Below are 18,311 nucleotides of genomic sequence, written 5' to 3' on the forward strand. Positions count from 1 at the left end.
CAACAAGTTTTGCGGCGATGGTCTCATTGGCCTGCGCTATGCGGTGCTTGCGACAATACTTTACGTACAGAGCCTAGTTGGCCGCTTTAAGCTCAGCTAAAATTGATTCGTGCGGTTCGCCCCGCTTCATCGCATCCCAAAGTGCCTGGAGCCTTGACTGATTCTGGATGATCCAAGTTTGGACATCCCTACCGTACTTGGTAGGCATTCTACCAACTAGGCGCTCTCCGTTATCGACCGCGAAACTCGCCGCATGGCGCTCTCTGCCATAGTCAATATGCACATGTGCCCTCGCATGATGATCTGCCTCCATTCTAACTACGAGCCGCTGCAGTTTTTTGATAGCCATCTCGACGAAATCGCCGCCACGGCTAGGCGCCATCAACATGTCAGTGAAGGCCAAGTCGTCTTGCAGCTTTCTAGCCTCTTTCTCCATTTCCATTTAGCGTCTCCATCCGTTTCAGTGGGTAGTGCATTGGGCGGCGCAGAGGATGCCATCAATCGGATCAATCCTCACGTCCAACGCTTCAATGTTAGGGCTGGCTAGCTCTACCTATGGCCAGAAGCCAAAACTCGCCGACAGTGTCCTGCCAGAGCGGCGGCTGGAGTATTCGGAGAAGGGGTAAAGGATCTAGGGTTGTTGGAAATTACCTATTACTGAAATTGCCAATCTTGGCCTTCCCGTCTTTGCTCTAGTGCGGGTCTGCGCCGTGAAAATTTGTTGGCAGCAGCTTAGCTGCTCCCCCGACGGTCACTCTCTTCATAGGCCTCACACAGCGCGTGATGAATGTCGACGCACGGTGAGCTAGTGGTCAAAAACCGATTTCAGCGATTTCGTCTTTTGTGCCATACCTGATTGACCTTATTCGCTGTAAATAACCACAATGCGCTGAGGGCCGGGTAGACCGCAGACCTTTACGTACGGCGCTTAGCGGCATTTAAGCGCACTCAGCGACGATCAAAATTCCTGTACCGCATTGCCCTCCGAAGGCAGGGGTCGTGGGTTCGAATCCCGCTTGGTGCACCATTCTTTTTCCCTTGCTCAAGGGAATCGCGTCAAAACCCTGTAACCAACAGCATTTTGCCTCCCACCGAGAACCCGGTGAGCGATCGCACGCCTGTTTTTTGAGCTTTTCTGCGCAAAACGCAGATCCGGTTAAATTTTCTATGGGCAACTGACGAAAGGCTGGTTACTATACGCGGCGTTTCGCGGAGAGCTGGCCGAGTGGCCGAAGGCGCTCCCCTGCTAAGGGAGTACACCTCAAAAGGGTGTCGGGGGTTCGAATCCCCCGTTCTCCGCCATTATTTGTGGCACCTGAATGCGTTCCCTTGTTCAAGGGAACCGCGTTTCCCCCCCTACCCAATCAAACCCGATGTGCACCTGCGCAAGGTTTTGTCGCGTCCGCAGAAAACTGTGGGAGCGGGCTTGCTCTCGACTCAAGCGGCGCGGTCGTCCTGCCAGACCGCATTGATGCCATCGCGGGCAAGCCACTCCCACAAGACTTGTCGACCGCTATAACTCAATGCTCATCCCAGCAAGAGTCGTTGCGCCATCGGGTTCAATCGTTAATGATACGGCTTCTCATTAACGCCTGAGCCCTGCTCCATGCCCTCGCCTTCACCCTCCAGCCTGCTGGCCAGTTTTCAGGAGCACTACGACGATCTGTTGTCGTTCCTGACCCGGCGCCTGCGTGACCGGCATCGGGCAGCGGATGTGGCGCAGGAAACCTGGATCAAGCTGGCAAAAGTCGACCCCGAGGCGGTCACGGTACTTAATGACCGGCACTTTATTTTCAAGGTGGCGGGCAACCTGGCCATCGATGCCTTGCGCGTGGATCAGCGCCAGACACGCAACCTGAGCGGCGAACCGCCTTCACTGCAAATCGCTGATCCGGGGCTGCCGCCCGAAGGTCTGCTGCTGGCCACCGAGCGCATCGGCATTCTGGATGAGGCGCTGCAACAACTGTCGCCCAATGCCCGCCAGGCGTTACTGCTGAGTCGCATCGACGGCATGACCCAAGCCCAGATCGCCGTCGAACTGGGCGTGTCGCAAAGTATGGTGGCAAAATACATTGGCCAGGCCTTGCGCCACTGCCGTGACTGGCTAAAAGACAACCATGCCTGAGCGTGCCGTGATGCCTTCAACGCCCTCCCCTGACGATCTCGACGATCAGGCCATCGACTGGCAGACCCTGCTGCACTCGGGCGAAGCCAGCGCACGCCAGCGCCTGGACTATCAGCGCTGGCAACAGTTGAGCCCGGCGCACAAAACCGCGGCCCAAGAGGCCGAAGCGCTATGGGCGGATATCGGTCTGACCGCCAGCGCCGAGCAACATCGCGCAAGACCGCGCCGCCGGGCTTATCGCTGGGCCAACGGGCTGGCGGCGGGGTTGCTACTGGCCGTACTCGGGTATGGCGCTACGGACTATGTACCAAGCTGGTCCGACACTCATCACACCGGGGTCGGTCAGCGCCAGCAATGGCTGTTGAGCGATGGCACGCGTGTCACGTTGAACAGCGCCACGGCGTTGTCGGTCGACTTCACGGGCAATCAACGTAGCGTCATCTTGCGCAAGGGCGAAGCCCTGTTCGAGTTGGCCGATGACCCGTCGCGCCCCTTTATCGTCCAGGCCGGGCAAGACCGGGTGGCGGCTAAAAACGGGGCCTTCAGCGTGCGCCGCGATGCAGTTCAGACCCGTGTACTGGTCGCCTCGGGCGCGGTGCAAGTGCAGCACCAGACGCAAACCCTGGAGCTGCAACCCAACCAGCAGGCACTGTATCAACCAGGCCAGGCTGTCGCCGAGCGCCAGCAGGTTGATGCCAATGCCCTCACCGCCTGGCACCGCGGCAAGCTGATCTTCAACCGTAAACCCTTGCAGGACGTACTCGCCGAACTGGAGCGCTATCAATACGGCCGTATCGTGCTGCCCGATGCAACACTCGGCGCCATGCAGATCAGCGGCGTGTTCGACCTCAACGATCCACAGAACCTGCTGCATACCCTGGAACAGCGTTACGGCCTCAACATCACCTACCTGCCCTTTGTGGCGTGGGTGCACTGAAAATAATTTCGCACAGGCACTGCAAGATCCTGTCGGGCATATCGTCGTAGTAAGACCAGGAACGAATCCGTTCCCATTCGCGATATAAAAAACCTCGAACAAGGATCAAAAACGCAATGGTCGAGCACGTCAAGAAGCCGCGTGGCGCACACCTAAACGAACAGCGACTGCGCCAGGTATTCGTAGCCACAGCCTTGCTGGCCAGCCTGGGAGGCCCGCTGCAAGCCAGTGCCCAGACCGCAACTGCGGCCACGCCCGGCACGTCCCAGCACACCCGCCAGGTCAGCGTGGACGTCAGGGCCCAGGACCTCGATCAGGCGCTCACCCAGTTTGCCGATCAAGCCGATTTGCACCTGCTGTTTACCTCAGCCGAAGTCGCCGGCTTGCACAGCCAGGCGCTGCGGGGGGAGATGAGTGTTGAACAGGCCCTGCAATCGCTACTCAAAAACAGCGGTCTGGTCTGGCAATTCAGCGATGCCCGCACCGTCATCTTGGGTAAACCTCAAGCCCCTGCTCAGAGCCTGCAACTCAAGGCCCTGGAAGTCAGCGTCGGCGCCCGTACCAGCACCTCCATCAGTGAAATCCCGGGCACCGTGTGGGTGGTCGACCAGGTGCAGTTGCAGGAGCAACTGGACACTGGTGTCACCCTCAAGGAAGCCATCGGCAAACTGGTGCCGGGGCTCGACCTGGCGCCCGAAGGGCGCAGCAACTACGGCCAGAACATGCGCGGGCGCAACGTGCTGGTGATGATCGACGGCGTCAGCCAGAACAGCTCGCGAGGGCTGTCGCGCCAGTTCGACAGCATCTCGCCGTTCAACGTAGAGCGGATCGAAGTGTTGTCCGGCGCCAGCGCGCTGTACGGTGGTGGCGCCACAGGCGGGATCATCAATATCGTGACCAAAAAGGGCACCCCCGGCCCCGCGCAATTCGAAACAGAGCTGTCCGCCACCAGCGGTTTCAACAACAGCGACGACCTCTCCAGCCGCATTTCACAATCCGTCAGCGGCGGCACTGATCGGGTCTATGGCCGCCTGGGGATTTCCGGTGAACAGAACGAAGCCTTTTACGATGGTAAAGGCGATCAGGTATTTATCGACAACACCCAGACCGACCTGCAATACAACCGCACCCTGGACCTGATGGGCAGCCTGGCAATCAAGCTCGATGACGTACAGGACCTGGACTTGCTGGCCCAGTACTATGATTCGGGGAACAACGGCAGCGTCGGGATTTACTTCCCCAACCTGCACGACAAAGCACCGTCCAATCTCGAAGACGCCGAAATCCGCAGCGGCTACGACACCGACCTGGAGCCGCGTTCCAAGCGCCTGCTGTTCAACGCCAACTATCACCACGCCGACCTGCTGGGCCAGGACTTCTACTTGCAGGGCTCGTACCGCAAGGAAGACAACAATTTCTATCCGTTCCCGTACTACAACGCCGGTAAACCGCAGGGTTCCAAGGGCGTGTACTTCGCCGCTTCGCAGCAGAACTTCGAAGTCACCAGCCTCAAGGCGCTGTTTGCCAAACAATGGGACAGCCTGAAGCTGACCTATGGCGTAGACCTCGACCGCGAGCGCTTCAATGCCGAACAAAGCGTGTTCGATTCGGCTATCTCTTCCGAAAGCGGCGGCCTGGACCTGGTCACCCAAAGCAAGTCCCCGCGCTACCCAAGTTACCGGGTTGATGGGCATTCGGCCTACGCCCAGCTTGACTGGAAACTTACCGATGCCCTGACCCTGTCTGGCGGCGCGCGGCGCCAGCAAATGGACGTCGATGTCGGTGTGTTCAAGGGCATTGCCGGTGGCAGCAACGACTACGCGGTCAACCTGTTCAACCTGGGCGCCATTTATGACTTCAAGAATGGCCATCAAACCTGGGTCAACTACAGCGAAGGCTTTGATTTGCCGGACCCGGCCAAGTACTACGGCAAGGCGGGGCTGAGCGTCAAAGACAACCCGTTGGCCGGGATCAAGAGCCGTCAGGTCGAAACCGGCTGGCGCTTTGCCGATGTGGATTGGGACGCGCAGGCGGCGATCTATTACATCTGGTCTGACAAGGTCATCACCACGGACGCTGCCACGCTGACGATTGATGTAACCGACAAGAAGAGCCGTGATTTTGGCTTTGAAGGCGCGCTGACCCGTCACTTCAATAACGGTTGGGACGCAGGCGGCACCTTGCATCTGGTGCGTTCAGAGGAAGAGGACGCGCAAGGCGACTGGATGAAGCGTGACGCCCGGTATGCGTCATTGTCCAAATCCACCGCGTTTGTTGGCTGGCACGGTGATGGGCGCAATGTGCGCTTGCAGGGTAACCATGCCTTTACGCTTAAAGACGATTCCGACCACAAGATCAGCGGTTACACCACGTTCGACTTGATGGGCAGCCAGGAGACTGAATTCGGCACGTTCAGCGCCGGCATCCAGAACCTGCTGGACAAGGAGTACAGCACGGTCTGGGGCCAGCGTGCGGCGCTGTTCTACTCGCCGACCTACGGCCCGGAGTATCTGTATGACTATCAGGGCCGTGGCCGCACATACACCATGACCTGGTCATTGGCTTATTGAACAGAGCAAGACAGTGGGAGCGAGCCTGCTCGCGAAGATCGTTCGCGAGCAGGCTCGCTCCCACAGTTTAAGTCGCGGCTTTACTGGCTGGCCACACCACCAAAGCGGGTACTCATCGCAGTGATGAAGTCTTCAAGGCTCATTTTCTGGCCATTGAGATCCACCTGGCCATCAGCGTAATTGAGCGAAGCCAGGATGTTGTTGCCCTCCACTTTGGCCAGCCCGGTTTGCACCGCCATCACGCCTGCCATCTCGCTGTTCATGCTGGCCATCTTGGCAATGGCTTGCGGATCGGTCTGGCCAACCAACTGTGCCTGCACCGCTGACAAATCAGCAATCATCGGCTTGGACAGCAACAGCTTGGCATCCAGCGCGGTCAGCATCTGCTTGGTAACGTCAACTGGCGGCTGCTCAAATGAGGTCGGCTTGGCCAGCCCCATGACAACGTTGAGCTGGCTTTCACCATTGGCGGTCTTGATCGTGAATTTCTCCAACGCCAGTTGCGGTTTGGCAGCCAGAATTTTTTCAACCTGAAGCTGCATCTGCACTTGCTCCGCCGGGGTCAGCGGGGTTTGCGGCAGGGTACCGTCGGCCTGAGGCTGGAACTTGTTCTGATAAATCTGCAGCAGCGCCTGCATGGCCGGGATATCCAGGCTGCTGGCAGTCAGTACCATTTGCGCACTGCCCACCGGCTTGCCATCCAGGGTGATATCACCGACGTTATAGGCCAGACGCCCGGACATCAGGTTGCCATTGGCGGAAGCAGAATCCGTGTACTCGAAGTTCTTGAGTTTGATCACCGATTGCTTGACGCCATAAGTCAGCTGACCTTCGCTCAGCGCCATCACGTTCTGCCCAAGATAGAAGCCAAAGTCGGTCTTCTTCAGGTCACTGGCCAGGGTCAGGCCGTTGAGCTCGACCGTTACCGGCGGGTTCTCAATCGTGATCGCATTGAGCTTGAGGTGGTCCATATAGCCTTTGGCCTTGAGGTTCTGGCCATCAGCATCGGTCTGGGCTTGCATGGTCATGCCCGAGAAGCTGAAGGTGGAGTGCTCGTCCAGCTGGGTCTCCAGTGCCATCAGCTCCATATGACCGTCAACCGAGCGGTCGTAACCCAGGGTGACCTGACCTTTGAGCGGAGCCTGATCCTTGGTTGCGGCAAACCACTTTTCGGTAAATGGGGTTTTTTCCAGCGAGTAATTGCTGACCGCCATCACTGGCATCCACTTGAACGTCTTGATACGCGACCACGGCAATGGACCATGCTCGATATTATCGACAAACAGCAATTCCACCGGCTTCGCATCCGAGCCCGCCTTGTCGTCCTGGATCTTCAGGCGATAGTGCGCGGTGCTGCTGTAGAGGTTGCGCTCAATGGAAACCAGCTCAATAGTGCCGTGAGTGGTGGTGCCTTGCAGTTGCTTGGCCAGCTCCTGGTTGGTCTGCTCGATCGAGGTCTGCAACACACCCTCGATTTTGCTGCCGGTATACCACGCGCCAGCGGTATTCAGCGCCCCGGCGACAACAACGATCCCTACCAGCACACCTAATGGTTTATTCATCAATTGACCCGTTCAATGTCCGTTATGTTGAAAGTAAAGCGGTCTTTGCCAAGCCCTTCATGGGCCGAAAAGTGCTAGCAGATTAACACTGGCAGCAGAGCAGACGCTCCTCCAACGTGATACCTGGCTTTATGCAGGTTGGGCGTAACGCTGGTCAATTTCGTCGAGCTGGTGGTCGAAACTCTTGAGACTGGCACTCCAGGTGTACACCAGCACTTCCAGATCATGGTCGATGCATGTTTCTCCTACAGAATTAAAAGAAACGTCCGAGTAATCCAGCTGATAACGCTCACGCGCCATCGCTGCCGCGACATTCGAGAGCTCACGCGCAGTGTCGAGCCATTGGCGCTCTTCGGATGGCAGGGCCTTGTCGAGTTTCAGGCATTGGGTCTTGAGGGCTTCGAGGCTTTTTTCCAGCGGGGTGCCGGTAAGTTCGCCCATAAACTCCTGGAAGGTCCGGCCCGGTTGCCAGTAACTGCCCCAGAAATAGCGGTCAAATACCGTCTCTACCCGCCGCAGGGCAACCTTGGTGTCCCAGATCAGGACGCGGGTCTGGCCCTGGTTGATCTGGCGTTTTTTGATCTGCCGGGTTTGCACCGAGGCGCAGGCCACCACCACTATGGCCAGAACGGCAATCAACGCACTCGCGCTATCGAGAAAGATCATTGCCTTGTCGATCTGGTGCGCCAGCATGATGCCGTAGAAGTAGGTCGCCGAAAGCAGCACCACGGCTGCCACTGCACACCAGAAGCCGGGAGCATAAGGGTTTTTCATTATTAGTATCCCCATCAGGCATGGTCTGCACGATGAGGAGGGCTACAGACCGCAAACGCCCTGAACCATCGTTCTGATACCGATAATTCAGAGCATAGCAACGCTGTCAGGGTTTGGCGTTTGTCGCCGCTTGCGTTCGTCCACTTTCCCAGCCCCCACCCAGGGCCAGGAACAGATCGATCTGACTCATGGCAACCTGGGTGTTGGCCGCCGACAATTGCGCGCGCATGTCAGTGTAGGTGCGGGTTGCCTGCAGATCGGCCAGGAATGACTCGCGCCCCGCCTGGAAGAACTGATGGGTCTGGTCGGCCGCCGTTTTGGCCGACAACTCGGCCTCTGCCAGGGCATCACGGCGCTGCAGCAACGCCGTGTATTGCACCAGGCTGGTCTGGGTTTCACGGATGGCATTGAGCACCACACCGTCAAACTTGGCCAAAGCGCCTTGAGTCACCGCCTCGGCCTCACGAATTCGGGCTCGCGAGCCATTGGTCGGAATCGTCCAGCTCAGCATCGGGCCGAAGCCCCAGCGGTTAGTAGGGGCCGTGCCCAGGTTGTCGATAATCCCCACTGTGCCAATGCTGGCACCGATGCTGATGTCCGGGTACAGCGAACCTGTGGCCACACCGATTTCGGCGGTGGCGGCGGCCAGATGGCGTTCGGCCTGACGAACGTCGGGACGGCGTTTAAGCAGTGCTGCACCGTCCCCCACGGGCAGCAATTGCGCGATATGCGGCAGCTCGGCGCAGGTAGCCACACCGGCGGGCAGTTGATCCAGCGGCCTGGCCAGCAACATCGACAAACGGAACAGGCCGGACTGGCGCAATGCTTCGTAACGGGGCAATTCTGCGCGCAACGATTTGAACTGGGTTTCAGAACGGGTGACCTGGGTTTCATCACCGCGACCCGCATCACGCAGGCGCTGGGTCAGGCTGGTACTTTGCGCTTGCAGCTTGAGGGACTCTTCTGCGATGTGGTGTTCCTCATTGGCTGCGCACACTTGGGTGTACGCCCGCACCACATCCGCCACCAGAGTGATGCGCGCGGTGTCGGCGGCAGCCTGAGTCGCGTCGGCGTTGGCCTGTGCCGCTTCGATCCCGCGCTGCAAAGTGCCCCACAAGTCGAACTGGTATGAAGTGCTGATACCCAGATCACCGACATTGGCTACCGGCACCTTGTCCGCCAGCAGGAACGCTTCACCGGACTCCTGCAGGCGCTGGGCGCCCGCTTTCACAGAACCACTCCAGCCACCGGCCGACTGTGCCTGCTCAACCTGGGCCCGCGCCCGCGACAGGTTCGCCGCAGCGACCCGCAGATCAGTGTTGGAGGCCAGCGCCTGGCGCACCAGTTCATTGAGCCTGGGGTCCTCATAGAGCTTCCACCAGTCAACTGGAACCGGGGCGGACACCACGTTGGCGCCCTCGCCAGCCAGTTGGCCCTGCAAGTCCGGGCGCTGCATGGCCGCGTCTTTGGGCAATTGGTAATCAGGGCCAAGCAGTTGGCAACCGGACAGCAGCAGCCCAAGCCCTACGGCTGCCAGGCGAACGGCTTTCATTGCGCGCGCTCCGGGGCAGGCTGGGCTTTGGCCGAATCTTCGATGATGGACACGGTCGCGGTGCGCCCGGCAATCATGCGAAAGTCTTCAGGCACGTCGTCAAACACGATGCGTACCGGAATCCGTTGTGCCAATCGCACCCAGCTGAACGCAGGGTTGACGTTGGGCAGCAGATTCTGGCCACTGGTGCGGTCACGGTCTTCGATGCCCGCCACAATGCTTTCAACGTGCCCGCGCAAACGTGCGTTGTCACCAATGACACGGATATCGACGCTTTGGCCGACATGGATGCCATCGAGTTTGGTTTCTTCAAAATAGCCGTCGATATGGAACGAGCTGCTGTCGACGATCGACAAGACCGGCCGCCCCGCCGTGACGAACTCATTGACCCGTGGAGCCCGGTCGTTGACGTAACCATCGACGGGGCTGCGCACCACCGTACGATCCAGATTGAGCTGGGCGCTGTCCACGGCCACTTGGGCCTCAATCAGTGCGGCCTGGGCGCGCATTTCACGGGACTGGCTTTCTTCAAGCTGTTCGCGGGCGACCAGGTTGCCCAGGCCTTTGTTACGGCGGCTCTCACGTTGGGCCTGGGCCAGGGTCTCCTTGCGATCGGCCACGGTGGCTTCGGCCTGACGCAGCGCCAGCTTGAAGCGCTCCTGGTCGATGACAAACAACACCTGATCACGGCTGACGGGCTGGTTGTCACGCACATCCACCTGCTTGATCAGGCCCGACACGTCGGGGGCGATTTGCACGATGTCGGCGCGAATGTGGGCGTCACGGGTCCAGGGAGCAAACATGTAGTACATGGTCATGCGCCAGACCACGACGCAGGCAAACGTCACCACCAATAAGGTGAGAACGACACGGCCCAGGGTCAGTAAAGGTTTTTTCATGTCATCAGATATCGACTGAACGAATCCACAACGCCGAGTAACAGAGCGTAGAGACCGACGTTGAACAAAGCCCGGTGCCAGACCAGGCGGTAAAAGTGCACACGGGTGAGTAACCCGTGAACCACCAGAAACAACAAGTAGGTGATGCCCATCAGTACCAGGAGCGTGGGCAGGAAAACCCCGCTGATATCTACGTCACCGATCATAGCGGCGCTCCCTCAATGTGGGCCTGGGGATGTGGCCGGTCGTCGTTGTCGACAATAAATTCGACACCGGGCAGCAGCGCCAGACGCAGGCCGCTGAGGGCGTGCAACAGATGCACTCGTGCCTCGCCTTCGGCTTGCAGGTCATTGGCGTTGAGGGCGCGACGCGTGCGGTCCATGGTCATTTGCAGGCCCATTGGCATTGGCAGGCGCTCACCCGCCTTGAGGCAGGCACAAAAGTAGTCACCCACATCACTGACCACCTGGCGCAGCAACAGTTGCGGCCCGCCCGTAACCCTGGGTGCGTAGGCCAGCAGATCGAGCAGGTTGAGGGCCACCCGCAGGTCACGCAAGGCGCTGCCGGTGTCCTGCCCGGTCAGGGCCAGACGTGGCAAGTGCTGCATCAGGCGGTCGAGCATTTGCGCGCCCATTTGCCGGTGTTCGGCCAGGGTGGCGGGCTGGGTCAGGCTGACAATGTCACGCCAGCTGAAGCGGGTCAGGCGTTTGGCCGCCAGTTCGGCACCGAACGGGCGCGCGATCAGGGTCCAGACGAAGGCAAACAGCAGGCCGACGGGGCCGGCCAGGTTGGCGTTCATAAACACCATGAAGTCCGCGTCGTAGGCACCCTGGATACTGATAAACGAGGCGGTGTTGACGATAGTCAGCAAGGTGCCCAGGTAAAAGCGCGGTTGCACGGTCAGGGTGCCGACGCAGATAAACGGCACGGCAAACGCCAGCACCAGCATCGGGAAGTCATGCAGGTTGGGCAGGATCACAAACAGGTAGAGGCTGGCAAACAGCACCGACAGCGAGGTCCAGAAAAAGAACCGGTAGATCTGTGGCGCCGGATCGTCCATCGCGGCAAAAAAGCTGCAGGCCACGGCGGCCAGAATTACCGCACTGGCGCCGTCAGTCCAGCCGAGCAGAATCCACAACACCGAGGCGACGACAATCGCGGTGACGGTAGAGAACGCTGAATAAAGCATCAGCCCGCGATCCAGAAATGGCGTCAGGCGACCCAGGCGCCAATGCCGATAGACCGCACGCCAGACATCCTGGTTACCGGTCGAGATGGCCTCTTGCAGGCTGCGGCAGTCTTGCCACAGGTCGATCCACTCACCCAGCCGGTACAGCACGTTGGAGAGCACCAGTTGGCGCCGATCATCCAGGGCGGCGGCGCTGGGCTGCAACGCTTCAAGTTCATGGCGCAATGCTTGCCACTGCTGGATCGAGGCGCCCTCACGGGTGCGCTCAAGCCATGCCTGGGCGTGGTCGAGCAATGGCGTGACCTTGTCGAGCAGCTCCGGAGCGCGACGCTCCAGCGCATAGAGTGCATCGTCCAGGGCATCGACCACCGGCAGCAGGTGGATCATGCGTCCACGCAGCTCTTTGGTGTTGCGCACGGTCTGCGGGTGCGCGCCCTCATGAGGCAACTGGCCAATCATCATTTCAAGGCTGTTGAACGTCGCCACCATTGATGAACGCAGGCCACTGGCTTTGCTGGGTTCGACATCGCGGGCCAGAAAGTGCTTGCTGTAATTGCTCGCATCGGCAAACCACTTGGCCGCCGCGTCGATAAATACCGGCGTCAGGCGCCGAGGCCAGAACATGCTGCCTACGACCGCCGCGCAGACGATACCGAGCATGATTTCTTCAGTACGCGAAACGGCGATGTCGAACACATTCAGCGGGTTATCCACAATCGGCAGGGCGATCATGGGCATGGTGTAGCCGGCGAGCATGAACACGTAGCTGTTGGCGGTGCGCAGGTGCAGCGACAGGAACAACAAAATGCCCGTCCAGAGGGCAATCACCAGCACCAGCAAGAACGGTGTCTGGACAAACAGCGGCACAAAAAATACCGCTGCAGCAGCGCCTATCAGCGTGCCCAGGGCGCGGTACACGGCCTTGGAGCTGGTGGGCCCGACAAAGGGGCTGGAGACGATATAGACCGTAGCCATGGCCCAGTAAGGGCGAGGCATTTCCATCAGCAAGGCGATATACAGCGCGATCATCGACGCGGCGAAGGTACGTACCCCGTAGAACCAGTCGCGGGCAGGCGGCATGCTGCTGAAAAAACCGTTCAAGAGGCAGCCCCGTCAGGCAGTTGTCCGGCAGCTTCGAAGGCTTTGATCACACGCAACGCAGCTTCCTGGTCAGCCACTGGAATATCGGCCAGAGCGGCCCTTCTCAGTTGTACAAGCTGAGCTTCAATCGATTGCACCAGAGCACGCCCGGTGTCGGTCAGGCTCAGGGTTTTGGCGCGGCGGTCGCTGGCATCTTCACAGCGGCGCACATAGCCAGCCTTGCACAGTTGATCGAGCAAGCGCACCAGCGACGGGCTTTCCATCCCGGCAGCGTGGGCCACGGTGACTTGCCGCACACCCTCACCCAGGCGGCCGATGATCAGCAGCGGCATGGCGCAGGCTTCGGAAATACCATAGTTGACCAGCGTGGCCTGGCAGACGCGACGCCAATGGCGAGTCGCAACCACCATGCCGGTGCTGATGCTCATTTGCAGTGGATCGAGAGTGTCAGGCAAGAGGCGTCACATAATGTTAGCTTGCTAACTATTAATATTGCGCGGCCAGATGAGCACAGTCAAGTGTTGCTATTTATTTCTTAGGGCCCGTGACAGGTTTTTGCCGCAGCATCAGATTCAATTGGTCGACAACTTCAGCCCAGTCAGCGTCTTCAAGATGCTCCTCACGCAAAAAAGCCGCTTGGGCGGGCGTCCAGAAAAAAGCATCTTCAAGCTTGAGGTCAGGCTTGAGTGGCGAGTGGGTGGTGACAAACTTTTCGATATCTTCCGGGCTGGACGGCAGGCCCAGCTGCTTGAACAAGGATGGCAGGCTATGGGTTGGCTTTTGCATCGAGTTGACTCCATTCAGGTTCAGAGCCGCATTTGGCGGCAACGCAGGTCAAATATAGACGAGCCTGAGTGTCATCGACGGCCAGGTCCTGTGCTTTGCGCCAATCCATGGGAATTGCACTGAAGTCGTCGGGCTGCAGTTTGCTGCTGATCAGCCAGATACGACCCGGGCCTGGGGGCATATCGCTCAGGCGATCGACATAGATACTTGTGCCGTGGCCATTGACCAGCGTGCCAAAGCCATAGTCATTCGGGCGCCCTGAAGTGCCATCTTCCAGGGGCGGCGTATAGAGCATCGGTTGAAATCCGGTCTTGTTGTAATAGACAAAGCTGAAGTACCAGAACAAGTCACTGACGACGATCCGGTCACCGGATTTGAACTGCTGGTTAACGTGCTCCACCAGACGATCAAAATGATCGGCATCGCTGCTGAAGTTGCTGCGCAAGCCCGTCACTTCGGCGCCAATGAACAGTGTCAGCAGCGCTATGGCCAGCGCCCGCTTGCGCTTGAACAGTTGATCGACTGCAATCGCCACAAGCAGCGGCAAACCCAACGCTGCAAACATCACATAGCGTTCGATAAACAGAGGCGAGATAAAGGATACGGCGTAAATGGCCAGGATCGGCAGCAGGGTGTAGATCACGATCAACGTGATGAATTTATGCGGGCTTGAATCGCGTACAGCCATTCCTGCGACGCCGCCAAGCAGTGCCAGCGGTGCCAGCCAGAACAACGGCCAGGGCAGGTAGTCGCCTTCATCCTGTATCAACAGCTGCCACGTCATGGCGGGCAAGGAGCGGGCATCGACTGCAGGCTCCCACCCCACATCACCGCCACTCTTGAGTTCATCCATATGTTGCAGCAAATCCACCAACCCCGGCAGCCAGGGCAGGAACAACAGCACAATGGCAACGTTAACCAGCCACCAGGCCGGGCGCCTGATCAGCCAGCCGCTGCTGCGGCCACTTAGCAACAGGTACAGCCAATGGGCCATTACACAAAACGCTGTGAAGTAATGGGTGTAAAAAGCAGCCGCCATCAGCACGGTGTAGAGCACCGGGTAGCGATACTTATGCGGGGCCTTGACCCAGTACACCAGCGCGATTGTGGCAGCTATCAGCCACAACCCCATCAGTGAATACATCCTCACTTCCTGGCTGTAGCGCACGGCGGTAGGCAATAACGCCAGCAGCAGGCCCGCCAGCAATGCAGCCCGCGGGGTGGCCACCAGCCGTACCAGCCAGATACCGAAAAATACCGTGGCAATGCCGGGCAGGACACTCAGGGAACGAATCGAGACCAGGCTGTCACCAAACAGCGCTATCCAGCCGTGCAACAGCATGAAATACAACGGAGGGTGAACATCGTGCGCAGCATGAAACCAGATCCCCGACAGCGGGTAGTCGCTCAGCATCAGGCTGGAGCCTTCGTCGCACCAGATCGCCGAGGCGGTGAAACCGTAAAAGCGTACTCCTGCGGCCAGCAGCAAAATACACCACAGCCACGGCTGACGAATCAGGCTGGAAAAAACGTTAGAGGGCTGTAACAGGAGTTCAAACCGTTGCTCACCCACATCGTTGTTGCTGAGTACGCCCATCCCTCACCTGCTGTGCATTGGTGCTGCAAATCGGGCAGCTCTAACTTCGGCGATTGTAGGGCACAGCCCATAACAAAAGGGAGGGCACCCGCCAAGAAAGATAGTGGCCCCATGCAATCTCTTATCCCGCAGTCACGCTAAACTATGCGTAACAAGGTTTGACAGCAATCAGGTCAGTACCTAACTTGAATTGGATCCAAACATGTATGCCGGTTCGTCGGCACAGGTAGTCGCAACGTGGCCGTCAAAAACAATCCCTTAAACAGCATAGTTGTGTCGGGTTCCATACCCGCTCACCTGGCGCGCTCGGAGATCGAAGAAACCTTGCGCAACGCCATTCTTGATGGCCGTTTGCCTTGCGGTACAGCCATTCGCCAGGAAGCACTGGCGAAGTTGTTTGGCGTCAGCCGTATGCCTGTACGCGAAGCACTGCGTCAGCTGGAAGCTCAAGGTTTGCTGCAGGTCGTGCAATACAAGGGTGCCGTGGTCGCTCCTTTGATTGAAGACAACTCGCTCGAGACCTATGAACTGCGACAGTTGCTCGAAGCCCAGGCACTGCGCCTGTCAGTACCACTGTTGAGCAAAGAGGATTTCGAAGAAGCCGAGGGCTATATCGAAGCGCTCGAGATCGAAAAAGACTTCGGAAAAATCGGCACACTCAATCGGCAATTTCATCAGGCGCTTTACTGCAAGGCTCCTAATAAAAAACTGCTGGCACTCATTGAGTCAGGGCTAATTGAAGAAGAGCGTTTTCTACGCTTCAACCTTGAGCAGATGAACCTTGGCAAGTTGTGCCAGGACGATCACCGTGCGTTGTTGCGTTATGCCCGGGCCAGAGATGTCGAGGCTTGTATTGCAGAGCTGGAGTTGCACCTGCAGCGCGGGGTGAAGGCTATTACCTACTACTTGAGCATGGTCAAAACAAAACAGCCCTGACATATGAAACGCCAGGGCTGTGGATAACTTATTGCTGACCTGCGGGTTTCAGATTTTGAAACTGTCGACCAGTTGCTTGAGACGGCTGGCCTGCTGCGATAGCGCATCGCAGTCCTTGAGGGTTTCGTTAAGGTTCACCACACCTTGCTGGTTAAGCAAGTTGATCTGGTTGATATCCACATTGAGGGTTTCGACCACTGCCGTTTGCTCTTCAGTGGCGGCGGCAACCGACTGGTTCATACCGTCGATCTCATCGATGCGCTGAGTCACGCTGATCAAACGGGCACCCGCCTGATTGGCGACCTCGACACTCTCCTCGCTGGAGACCTGACTCGCATTCATGGTGCTGACCGCTTCGCGGGAGCCTACCTGCAGCGAGGTGATCATTTTATGTATCTCCTCTGCCGACTCCTGAGTGCGGTGGGCGAGGTTGCGCACCTCATCCGCCACCACGGCAAAGCCGCGACCCGCTTCGCCCGCACGCGCAGCCTCAATGGCTGCGTTGAGGGCCAGCAGGTTAGTCTGCTGAGAGATACCTTTGATCACATCCAGAATGTGCCCGATGTTGTCGGTGCTGGCATTCAGGGTTTCTATTTGCGCACACGACAAACTGATCTTCTGCGATAGCTCGGTCATGGCCTGGATGGTCTGTTCAACCACTTTGCGACCGTCATCTGCCTGCTCGCTGGCACCGCTTGCATGTTGCGAAGCATCGGCGGCGTTGCGGGCGATTTCCTGGGTGGCGGCACCCAGTTCATTGATCGCCGCGGCGACACTGTTGGTGCGCGCACTTTGCTCGTCCGAGCCGACAATGGAAGCGTTGGATGAGGCCATAACGCGGTGTGACAGGTCATGAACCTGACGAGTAGCAGAAGACACTTCGCTGATCGAGGCGTGGATACGCTCGACAAACTGGTTGAACGAGCTGGCCAGTTCACCGAATTCGTCCTTGTTCTCAATGACCAGACGGCGCGTCAAGTCACCCTCGCCCTGGGCGATATCCTGCATCGCACGGCCCATGGTGGTCAGTGGACGCATCAGTACACGGATCAACAAACTCAACAACAACGCAATCGCGGCCACTGCAATAAACATTGCAATCAACGCAGACGTACGGAATTTAGACAGCGGCGCGTATGCTTTTTCTTTGTCTATTGATTGACCGATATACCAATCCGCGGACGGCAGGCCTGTCACCGGGGTAAAGGAAATAATCCGCTCATGACCATTGAGCGTCACTTCCTGAATGCCCTTCTCGATGCGCAGAGTACTGACCGGGTAAATGTCCTTCAGGTTCTTCATCACCTGATTTTTATCCGGGCTAACGATAACCTGGCCATCACTGCTCACCAGAAACGCGTAGCCCAGGCCACCGGAATCAACCGAATTGATGATTTTGACCAGGCTGTCCAGGCTCAGGTCACCTCCCACCACACCCAACAACTCACCGCCTTTTTTAACGGGCATGGCGATGGTCACAATCAGGCCTCCGACAGCTGCCATATAAGGAGGTGTCAACATGGTCTGACCGGCGCCTACAGCTTGCTTGTACCAGGGGCGCTCGCGGGGGTCATAACCTGCAGGCATGGTCGCGTCAGGGCGTTGAGTAAACACGCCATTGGCTTGCCCGACGTAGGTGAACTGAAAGTTGGAGGTGAATGCCGGCTGATCAACCAGGCCAGGGAGATCAGCCTGGCTGCCTTGCTGCGCAATATTCTGTGCCAGGCTCTCCAGCACCAGAATGCGGCCACCAAGCCAGTTCTGAACGCTGCTGGCTGTCAGGTTGCCAGCCTGTTGCACCGAGGACTCGATGTTCTGCTTGATAGTGTCGCGCTGCAGATAGTCGTTGTACAACGTGAATAACGCAAACGCCAGAACCACGACGCCTGAAGCGGCCAGAAGGATTTTATGACTGAACTTGAGATTCATAGCATGGGACTTCTTATGCCAAAAGTTGGGATGCGTACGGTGTGTGCAACCTGTTGGCAGCTCTGCTCGCACGCAATGCTCAACAGGCTGTCGGCACGGACGGCAGAATACTTAGCCACGTTTGATGGCAATGTGCTTAATCCGACGAAAGCGCAGCTGTGCGATTTGAGGTTTGGCTTTTGGAAGGGGGTTCAGACGAACAGAAAGGGCGCTGGGGATTTACGTCGCGCAAAAACAAAACCCCTGTCTGCGTTAGCAGACAGGGGTTTCGGAATTCAATCTTGACGATGACCTACTCTCACATGGGGAAACCCCACACTACCATCGGCGATGCATCGTTTCACTACTGAGTTC

15 protein-coding genes, 1 tRNA gene and 1 pseudogene are annotated in these 18,311 nt (G+C 58.1%); 5 read left to right on the forward strand and 12 right to left on the reverse strand.

Features of this window, described 5'->3' with window-relative positions; all coding sequences use genetic code 11:
* Positions 1-73: 73 nt before the first annotated feature.
* Positions 74-442 carry a DUF4160 domain-containing protein gene (locus tag GHO03_RS20100; protein ID WP_153400405.1) on the reverse strand — a complete coding sequence of 123 codons (369 nt, stop codon included), beginning with the start codon at positions 440-442 and terminating at the stop codon, positions 74-76.
* A gap of 769 nt (positions 443-1,211) precedes the next feature.
* Here GHO03_RS20100 and GHO03_RS20105 point away from each other — a divergent pair.
* From GHO03_RS20105 to GHO03_RS20120, 4 genes are all read left to right on the forward strand, one after another.
* Positions 1,212-1,302, forward strand: a tRNA-Ser gene (locus tag GHO03_RS20105).
* Positions 1,303-1,606: 304 nt separating this feature from the next.
* Complete coding sequence (locus GHO03_RS20110; RefSeq protein ID WP_153400406.1) at positions 1,607-2,125, forward strand: RNA polymerase sigma factor; 519 nt, start codon at positions 1,607-1,609, stop codon at positions 2,123-2,125.
* Entirely contained in the window at positions 2,118-3,062 is a 945-nt protein-coding gene (locus GHO03_RS20115; protein WP_232527665.1) for a FecR domain-containing protein, read from the forward strand. The genes GHO03_RS20110 and GHO03_RS20115 overlap by 8 nt, the downstream gene beginning before the upstream one ends.
* A gap of 116 nt (positions 3,063-3,178) precedes the next feature.
* Positions 3,179-5,632, forward strand: a complete 2,454-nt coding sequence (locus tag GHO03_RS20120) for a TonB-dependent receptor (RefSeq protein WP_256668736.1) — start codon at positions 3,179-3,181, stop codon at positions 5,630-5,632.
* 80 nt (positions 5,633-5,712) lie between these two features.
* Here GHO03_RS20120 and GHO03_RS20125 read toward each other — a convergent pair whose 3' ends face one another.
* From GHO03_RS20125 to GHO03_RS20165, 9 genes are all read right to left on the reverse strand, one after another.
* Positions 5,713-7,194: a YdgA family protein gene (locus GHO03_RS20125; RefSeq protein WP_153400407.1), complete on the reverse strand. Its 1,482-nt coding sequence runs from the start codon at positions 7,192-7,194 to the stop codon at positions 5,713-5,715.
* Positions 7,195-7,323: 129 nt separating this feature from the next.
* Entirely contained in the window at positions 7,324-7,968 is a 645-nt protein-coding gene (locus GHO03_RS20130; RefSeq protein ID WP_095000661.1) for an NADH:ubiquinone oxidoreductase subunit N, read from the reverse strand.
* A gap of 106 nt (positions 7,969-8,074) precedes the next feature.
* Positions 8,075-9,520, reverse strand: coding sequence for an efflux transporter outer membrane subunit (locus GHO03_RS20135; RefSeq protein WP_095000660.1), 1,446 nt, complete (start codon positions 9,518-9,520; stop codon positions 8,075-8,077).
* Positions 9,517-10,419 carry an HlyD family secretion protein gene (locus GHO03_RS20140; RefSeq protein ID WP_095000659.1) on the reverse strand — a complete coding sequence of 301 codons (903 nt, stop codon included), beginning with the start codon at positions 10,417-10,419 and terminating at the stop codon, positions 9,517-9,519. Before GHO03_RS20140 ends, GHO03_RS20135 begins: the two co-directional genes overlap by 4 nt.
* Positions 10,416-10,625 carry a DUF1656 domain-containing protein gene (locus GHO03_RS20145; protein ID WP_016782973.1) on the reverse strand — a complete coding sequence of 70 codons (210 nt, stop codon included), beginning with the start codon at positions 10,623-10,625 and terminating at the stop codon, positions 10,416-10,418. Before GHO03_RS20145 ends, GHO03_RS20140 begins: the two co-directional genes overlap by 4 nt.
* Positions 10,622-12,709 carry an FUSC family protein gene (locus GHO03_RS20150; RefSeq protein ID WP_095000658.1) on the reverse strand — a complete coding sequence of 696 codons (2,088 nt, stop codon included), beginning with the start codon at positions 12,707-12,709 and terminating at the stop codon, positions 10,622-10,624. The genes GHO03_RS20145 and GHO03_RS20150 overlap by 4 nt, the downstream gene beginning before the upstream one ends.
* Entirely contained in the window at positions 12,706-13,137 is a 432-nt protein-coding gene (locus GHO03_RS20155) for a MarR family winged helix-turn-helix transcriptional regulator (RefSeq protein WP_016782970.1), read from the reverse strand. Before GHO03_RS20155 ends, GHO03_RS20150 begins: the two co-directional genes overlap by 4 nt.
* Before the next feature lie 100 nt (positions 13,138-13,237).
* Entirely contained in the window at positions 13,238-13,495 is a 258-nt protein-coding gene (locus GHO03_RS20160) for a DUF2789 domain-containing protein (protein ID WP_095000657.1), read from the reverse strand.
* Positions 13,476-15,092 (reverse strand): glycosyltransferase family 39 protein, encoded by a 1,617-nt coding sequence (locus GHO03_RS20165; protein WP_153400408.1) that lies wholly within the window; start codon positions 15,090-15,092, stop codon positions 13,476-13,478. Before GHO03_RS20165 ends, GHO03_RS20160 begins: the two co-directional genes overlap by 20 nt.
* A 237-nt stretch (positions 15,093-15,329) precedes the next feature.
* On the opposite strand from GHO03_RS20165, the gene GHO03_RS20170 reads away from it, so the two are divergent.
* A complete protein-coding gene (locus tag GHO03_RS20170) occupies positions 15,330-16,028 on the forward strand; it encodes a GntR family transcriptional regulator (RefSeq protein ID WP_095020084.1) in 699 nt (232 codons plus the stop codon).
* A gap of 48 nt (positions 16,029-16,076) precedes the next feature.
* Here the strand turns inward: GHO03_RS20170 and GHO03_RS25910 are convergent, their stop codons facing one another.
* Both GHO03_RS25910 and GHO03_RS25915 read right to left on the reverse strand, forming a co-directional pair.
* On the reverse strand, positions 16,077-16,862 hold the full coding sequence (locus GHO03_RS25910) for a methyl-accepting chemotaxis protein (RefSeq protein WP_370688617.1): 786 nt from the start codon (positions 16,860-16,862) through the stop codon (positions 16,077-16,079).
* Positions 16,863-16,931: 69 nt separating this feature from the next.
* Positions 16,932-17,957: pseudogene (locus GHO03_RS25915) on the reverse strand (cache domain-containing protein); the annotation flags it as partial.
* Positions 17,958-18,311: the final 354 nt, after the last annotated feature.

The sequence above is a fragment of the Pseudomonas sp. FSL R10-1339 genome (genome assembly GCF_009600545.1).
Classification (GTDB): domain Bacteria; phylum Pseudomonadota; class Gammaproteobacteria; order Pseudomonadales; family Pseudomonadaceae; genus Aquipseudomonas; species Aquipseudomonas bubulae.

Coding starts and splice junctions, on each gene's coding strand:
- GHO03_RS20115 (WP_232527665.1), top strand. CDS start 2,118: ATGCCTGAGCGTGCCGTGATGCCTTCAACGCCCTCCCCTGACGATCTC.
- GHO03_RS20165 (WP_153400408.1), bottom strand. CDS start 15,092: ATGGGCGTACTCAGCAACAACGATGTGGGTGAGCAACGGTTTGAACTC.
- GHO03_RS25910 (WP_370688617.1), bottom strand. CDS start 16,862: ATGGCCTCATCCAACGCTTCCATTGTCGGCTCGGACGAGCAAAGTGCG.
- GHO03_RS20120 (WP_256668736.1), top strand. CDS start 3,179: ATGGTCGAGCACGTCAAGAAGCCGCGTGGCGCACACCTAAACGAACAG.
- GHO03_RS20155 (WP_016782970.1), bottom strand. CDS start 13,137: ATGAGCATCAGCACCGGCATGGTGGTTGCGACTCGCCATTGGCGTCGC.
- GHO03_RS20125 (WP_153400407.1), bottom strand. CDS start 7,194: ATGAATAAACCATTAGGTGTGCTGGTAGGGATCGTTGTTGTCGCCGGG.
- GHO03_RS20100 (WP_153400405.1), bottom strand. CDS start 442: ATGGAAATGGAGAAAGAGGCTAGAAAGCTGCAAGACGACTTGGCCTTC.
- GHO03_RS20130 (WP_095000661.1), bottom strand. CDS start 7,968: ATGAAAAACCCTTATGCTCCCGGCTTCTGGTGTGCAGTGGCAGCCGTG.
- GHO03_RS20110 (WP_153400406.1), top strand. CDS start 1,607: ATGCCCTCGCCTTCACCCTCCAGCCTGCTGGCCAGTTTTCAGGAGCAC.
- GHO03_RS20135 (WP_095000660.1), bottom strand. CDS start 9,520: ATGAAAGCCGTTCGCCTGGCAGCCGTAGGGCTTGGGCTGCTGCTGTCC.
- GHO03_RS20140 (WP_095000659.1), bottom strand. CDS start 10,419: ATGAAAAAACCTTTACTGACCCTGGGCCGTGTCGTTCTCACCTTATTG.
- GHO03_RS20160 (WP_095000657.1), bottom strand. CDS start 13,495: ATGCAAAAGCCAACCCATAGCCTGCCATCCTTGTTCAAGCAGCTGGGC.
- GHO03_RS20145 (WP_016782973.1), bottom strand. CDS start 10,625: ATGATCGGTGACGTAGATATCAGCGGGGTTTTCCTGCCCACGCTCCTG.